Annotated in this window: 6 protein-coding genes; 1 reads left to right on the top strand and 5 read right to left on the bottom strand. The window is 65.9% G+C overall.

Annotated elements, in window-relative coordinates:
• Nucleotides 1-78: 78 nt before the first annotated feature.
• From VGD20_RS01745 to uvrC, 5 genes are read right to left on the bottom strand one after another with little or no spacing between them, the layout of a single operon-like run.
• Nucleotides 79-1,287: a trans-sulfuration enzyme family protein gene (locus tag VGD20_RS01745; protein WP_331132806.1), complete on the bottom strand. Its 1,209-nt coding sequence runs from the start codon at nucleotides 1,285-1,287 to the stop codon at nucleotides 79-81.
• Nucleotides 1,288-1,291: 4 nt separating this feature from the next.
• The gene (gene leuB / locus VGD20_RS01740; RefSeq protein ID WP_331132805.1) at nucleotides 1,292-2,338 is read right to left on the bottom strand and encodes a 3-isopropylmalate dehydrogenase; all 1,047 of its coding nucleotides are present in this window, start codon (nucleotides 2,336-2,338) and stop codon (nucleotides 1,292-1,294) included.
• Nucleotides 2,339-2,386: 48 nt separating this feature from the next.
• Nucleotides 2,387-3,124: a DNA repair protein RecO gene (gene recO / locus VGD20_RS01735; protein WP_331132804.1), complete on the bottom strand. Its 738-nt coding sequence runs from the start codon at nucleotides 3,122-3,124 to the stop codon at nucleotides 2,387-2,389.
• The gene (locus VGD20_RS01730; protein ID WP_331132803.1) at nucleotides 3,112-3,504 is read right to left on the bottom strand and encodes a PaaI family thioesterase; all 393 of its coding nucleotides are present in this window, start codon (nucleotides 3,502-3,504) and stop codon (nucleotides 3,112-3,114) included. The genes recO and VGD20_RS01730 overlap by 13 nt, the downstream gene beginning before the upstream one ends.
• 10 nt (nucleotides 3,505-3,514) lie before the next feature.
• Entirely contained in the window at nucleotides 3,515-5,449 is a 1,935-nt protein-coding gene (uvrC, locus tag VGD20_RS01725; protein WP_331132802.1) for an excinuclease ABC subunit UvrC, read from the bottom strand.
• 71 nt (nucleotides 5,450-5,520) lie between these two features.
• On the opposite strand from uvrC, the gene VGD20_RS01720 reads away from it, so the two are divergent.
• Nucleotides 5,521-5,812: SDR family NAD(P)-dependent oxidoreductase (locus VGD20_RS01720; protein ID WP_331132801.1), on the top strand; the 292-nt coding region annotated here is incomplete at its 3' end.

The raw sequence follows: 5,812 nt of genomic DNA, 5'->3' as shown, positions 1-5,812 counted from the left end.
CGGTGATTGACCCGGTGGTCGCCGCAAAGGGGAAGAAGGTGATCAGGGAAGAGTCGGGCATCGCGGCGCCAGATTCCATTAAAGCCCGACCCTGGTCAATGCCTGGTCCAGATCGGCTATCAGGTCGCGCGGGTCCTCGAGCCCGATGTTGATGCGCAGCATTCCCTCGACGACCCCCATATCGGCGCGCGCCTCGGCGCTGACGCCATAGTGGGTCGTCGAGGCCGGGTGGCAGCACAGGCTGCGCGAGTCGCCGATATTGTTCGAGATATCGACGAGTTCGAGCGCATTGAGCAGCGCCATCGCCTGTTCGCGCCCGCCGTCGAGGACGAAGGAGAAAATCGGCCCGCACGCCTCCATCTGGCTCATCGCCAGATTATGCTGCGGGTGGCTCGCAAGCCCGGGGTGGAGCATGCGTGCGACGCGACTTTCGATCGCCTTGCCGACCGCGAGCGCATTCTCCGACTGGCGCCGCGCGCGAAGGTCGAGCGTTTCGAGTCCTTTGAGCACGACCCATGCGTTGAAGGGCGACAGGTTCGGCCCGGTGTTGCGCTGGAACGGCAGCAACACGTCGTTGATGAACTTTTCGGTCCCGCAGACCGCGCCCGCGAGGACGCGCCCCTGCCCGTCCATCAGCTTCGTCGCCGAATAGGCGACGACGTCGGCGCCGAAATCCATCGGGCGCTGGAGCACGGCGGTGGCAAAGGCATTGTCGACGACGGTCGTGATCCCGTGCGCCTTTGCGAGCGCACAGACATGCTTCACGTCGACGATATCCATCGTCGGGTTCGCCGGGGTTTCGAAGAAGAAGACCTTGGTGTTCGCCTTGATCGCCTTTTCCCACGCATCATTGTCGCGCCCGTCGACGACGGTCGTCTCGATCCCGAAACGCGGGCAGAGATGGTCGACGAGCCATCGGCACGAACCGAAAGCGGCCTTTGCAGCGACAATATGGTCGCCCGCCGACAGCTGGCAGAGCAGCGCGGTGGTCATCGCGGCCATGCCCGTCGCCTGCGCGCGGCACGCCTCGGCGCCTTCCATCAGCGCGATGCGCTCTTCGAGCATCGCCACGGTAGGATTCTGCAGGCGCGAATAGGTCATGCCCTGTTCTTCGCCGGCGAAACGCGCCGCGACTTCCTCGGCGCTGTCATAGGTATAGCCCGAGGTCAGGAAGAGTGCTTCCGACGTCTCGCCATGCTCGCTGCGCCATGTGCCGCCGCGCACGGCCTGCGTCGCGGGATGCCAGTTGCGTGTCTTGTTCCGGTCGAGGCCTGTCGTCTTCTTCATTCGCTTATCCGTTCAAAGCTGCAACGACCGCATCGCCCAATGCCGTCGTTCCCATATTGCCCCCGAGATCCGCGCCGCGGCACCCGTCCGCGAGCACCTTCGCGACCCCCGCCTCGATCCGCGCCGCGCTCGCCTCATCGCCGCCCGAGTGGCGCAGCAGCATCGCGAGCGACAAGATCATTGCCAGCGGATTGGCAACGCCGTTGCCCGCAATATCGGGCGCGCTGCCGTGGATCGGCTCGTACAGCCCCTGCTTGCCTTCGCTCAGCGACGCCGACGCGAGCAGTCCGATCGACCCGACGCACATCGACGCCTGATCGGACAGGATATCACCGAACAGGTTGCCGGTGACGACGACATCGAACTGCCCCGGATTGCGCACCAGCTGCATCGCGGCATTGTCGACATACATATGGCTGAGCGCGACGTCGGGATAGTCGGCCGCGACCTCGGTCACGACATCGCGCCACAGCTGCGAGGTTTCGAGCACATTCGCCTTGTCGACCGAGCACAACCGCTTCTGTCGTCCCTGCGCCGCGCGGAAAGCGACATGGGCGATACGCCGCACTTCGCTTTCGCTGTACGACATGATGTCATAACCCTCGCGCTCGCCGTTCACCGTCGTGCGCGTGCCCTTCTCGCCGAAATAGACGTCGCCATTGAGCTCGCGAACGATCAGCAAGTCGATTGCCGAGGCGACCTCGGGACGGAGCGCCGAGCTATCCTCGAGCCCCGCGAACAGCTTGGCCGGACGCAGATTGGCAAACAGGCCAAGTTCGGAGCGGAGGCCGAGGATCGCCTGTTCGGGGCGCAGGTGGCGTTCGACCCCGTCGAAGCGTGGATCGCCCACGGCGCCAAAGAGGATAGAGTCCGCCGCTTTCGCCTTGGCGAGCGTTTCCGGCGGCAGCGGATGGCCGGTCGCTTCATACGCGGCGCCGCCAACCAGCGCACGGTCGAGCGTCACGGGAAGCGCGAGCGCGGCAAGCACCTTCTCGGCCTCCGCCATGATCTCCGGACCGATGCCATCGCCAGCCAGCAGCAGGATTCTCAACGTGTCGCCCTTTCGTATCTCGCCAGCCGCTTAGACAGCGGCGGCGCGTCACGCAACCGCCCTGCCCAATCGACCGGTCAATCTTTCCCTTACGATCAGCAAGTCGCGATTGCGCCCGTCGAGGATGTCGCGGTCGAGGAAGTGGCCGGTGATGGCCAGGCCGTCGAGGACGTCGCCCATCGGCGGGCTGGCGTCCTGCCCGCGCAGGAAGGGCGGCAGGCGAAACAGTCGATCTTCATAACCCGCAGCGGCACCGACGCTCACCGCGCCGCCCGATTTGGGGCTGATAAACACGAGATCGTCGGTCGAGCCCGTTACGACACATTCCTCGAGATTCAGTCCGAACCCGAGTTCGGCGAGCAACAGCAGTTCGTAGCGCGTCAGCGCCGCAGCCCACTGCCGCGCCGAGGAGGCCGCGCCGATCGCGTCCAGAACCGCCGACAGGGCGGAATAGAGCGCGGGATAGGGCTGGCTTTCGGGAAGGGTCGACGCGGTCAGGCTCGTGATCCAGTCGATAGCCGCCGCGGCCAACGGCTCGGCGAGCAGTGGCGCGCGGCTTTCGAGCATTTCCACGGTGGCGCCGCCGAGCTGATCCTCGGTCCGGGCGCGCAATTCGAGCGCGACCAGATTGCCCGGCACCAAAATCGGCCGTAGTCGCCGCGATCGCCCGCCGCGGACATAGCCGGCGACGAGCCCCGCATCTCGCGTGAGTGCGCGCAATATCGCGCCATGCTCGCCATGCGCGCGAACCGCGCAGACGATGGCGTCGGCGGTCAGGCTGGCCAAAGCACCATCTGCGTCTGCGTCACCAGTGCGACCTCGTCGCCGGCTTCGGTGCGGATGCGCGTCTGCCAGACCGACAGCCGCCTGCCGATCTTTACCGGGGTCGCTTCGCCGATCAGGGTCACCCCGACCGGTCCGGCGCCGAGGAAATTGGTCTTGCTCTCGATCGTTGTCGTGCCGTTCGCGCCCTCGGGCAGCGTCAGGAAGGCGCCGACCGCGCCGAGACAGTCGGCAAAGGCCATGATCGCGCCGCCATGGACGATCCCGCCCGCGGTGCAGATATCGGGACGCACGGGCAGCTTGCCCGCGACGCGCTCCTTGCTGCCTTCGTCGATCGTGACGCCGAGCGTTCCCGCAAGCGGCATGGCTGCTGCAAAATCCATAATCACCCTCTCACCGTCCCGAATGATAGAAATCATGCACCGCCTGCGCGACCGCGGCGCTCACGCCCGGCGCCTTCTTCAGGTCCTCCAGACTCGCGCCGCGCACCGCGCGCGCGGTGCCGAAATGCATCAGCAGCGCCTTCTTGCGCGACGGGCCGATACCCGGAACCTCGTCGAGCGGCGAGCTGCCCATTGCCTTCGCGCGCTTCTGCCGGTGCGCGCCGATCGCAAAGCGGTGCGCCTCGTCGCGAAGGCGCTGGATGTAGAAAAGCACCGCATTGTTCGGCGGCAGCGTGAATTCGCGGCCGTCGGGGTGGTAGAAGGTTTCGCGCCCGGCGTTGCGGTCGGGGCCCTTGGCGACGCCGATATAGGTCAGGTCATCGATCCCGAGTTCGGCGAGAACCGCGCCGGCGGCCGACACCTGTCCCTTGCCTCCGTCGATCAGTACGAGGTCGGGCCATTCGCCCTTGGTCCGTTCGGGATCCTCGTCGATCGCGCGCGCGAAACGGCGCTGGAAGACCTCACGCATCATCGCGAAATCGTCGCCCGGCATCGTCTCGGCGCGCTTGATGTTGAATTTGCGATAGGCGCCCTTGATCCAGCCCTCGGGCCCCGCGACCACCATCGCGCCGAGCGCGTTGGTGCCCTGGATATGGCTGTTGTCGTAAATTTCGATGCGCTGCGGCGGGTTATCGAGATCGAACAGTTCGGCGAGCTCGCGGCCGAGCTTCGCCTGGCTGCTGCTCTCGGCGAGGCGCCGGTCGAGTTCCTCGCCCGCATTGCGCACCGCCTGTTCGAGCAGCCGGCGCCGGTTGCCGCGCTGCGGCACGCTGATCTCGACCTTGCGGCTGCCGCTTTCGCCCAGTGCTTCGGCAAGCAATGCGCATTCGTCGGGCTCGCGGTCGACGAGGATGAGCTTAGGCGGCGGCACGCCTTCGTAGAATTGCATCAGGAAGCTCGCCATCACCTCGCTCTCGGGCACGCCCGAGACGTGCGCAGGAAAGAAACTGCGATGCCCCCAATTCTGCCCGCCGCGGATGAAGAAGCCCGCGATGCACAGCTGCCCGCCCTTCGCGGCCAGCGCAAAGACATCGGCGTCGCCGAGCCCGTCGGCATGCACCGACTGGCTGCCCTGGATGAAGGTCAGCGACTTCAGCCGGTCGCGGATCACCGCCGCCTGCTCGTAATCCATCGCCTCCGCCGCCCTGGTCATGGCATCGCCCAGCCGTTTCTGGACGGCGGTCGAGCGCCCTTCGAGGAAGTCTTGCGCATCGCCGACGAGCCCCGCGTAATCTTCCTTCGAAATCCGGTCGACGCACGGCGCGCTGCAACGCTTGATTTGATAAAGCAGACATGGCCGCGAACGGTTGGCGAAGAAGCTGTCGGTGCAGCTGCGCAACAGGAAGGTCTTTTGCAGCGCGTTGAGCGTCTGCCCCACCGATCCCGCGCTGGCAAAAGGTCCGTAATATCGCCCCTTCGCACGCCGCGCCCCGCGATGCTTCTGCACGCGCGGGAAGTCATGGTCGGTGCGGAGCAGGATGAAGGGAAAGCTTTTGTCGTCGCGTAGCAGCACATTGTACGGCGGGCGATATCGCTTGATCAGCTGGGCCTCAAGCAGCAGCGCCTCGGCCTCGCTCGTCGTCGTGACGATCTCCATCGCGCGCGTCTGCGATACCATGCGCTGCAGCCTCTGCGGCAGGCGCGCGACCTGCGTGTAATTGGTCACCCGGTTCTTGAGCGCCCGCGCCTTGCCGACATAGAGCACATCGCCGCGCGCATCGAGCATCCGGTACACACCGGGCCGCGCGGGCAATTTGCGCACGACGCTGCGGATCGCCTCGGCGCCGCGTTCGAGGTCGGGCTGGTCGCCCTCCCCGTCGCCGCCGCGGATCACATAGGTCGCTTTTTCTTCGTTGAATCGGTCGGGAGCATTCGGGCGGGCCATGATTTTCCATGTAGGCGATGGCGATGCGACCCGCCATAGTGCGCGAGGTAAAAGCTCATGGGAGGGGTCGCATGGATTTACGAGGAAAACTCGCGCTGGTTACGGGCGGCAGCGATGGCATCGGGCGCGAAATCGCGCTGCAATTGCAGGGCGCGGGCGCCGATGTCATCGTCACCGGGCGCTCGGCCGAGAAATTGCAGGCGATGGCGGCGCTGGGTTTCGGCACGATCGCGGGTGACCTCGCGACCTCGGCGGGCATCGACGCGGTCGTGGATGGCGTCGCGGGAAAGCCGCTTGCCCTGCTCGTCAACAACGCCGGTGTCGGCGCGGCGGATTATGCGGCCGAGGATGTTTCAACCCTCA

Source organism: Sphingopyxis sp., from assembly GCF_036402335.1.
In the GTDB taxonomy this organism is placed as follows: Bacteria; Pseudomonadota; Alphaproteobacteria; order Sphingomonadales; family Sphingomonadaceae; genus Sphingopyxis.
This window is presented reverse-complemented; position numbering and strand designations above follow the sequence as displayed.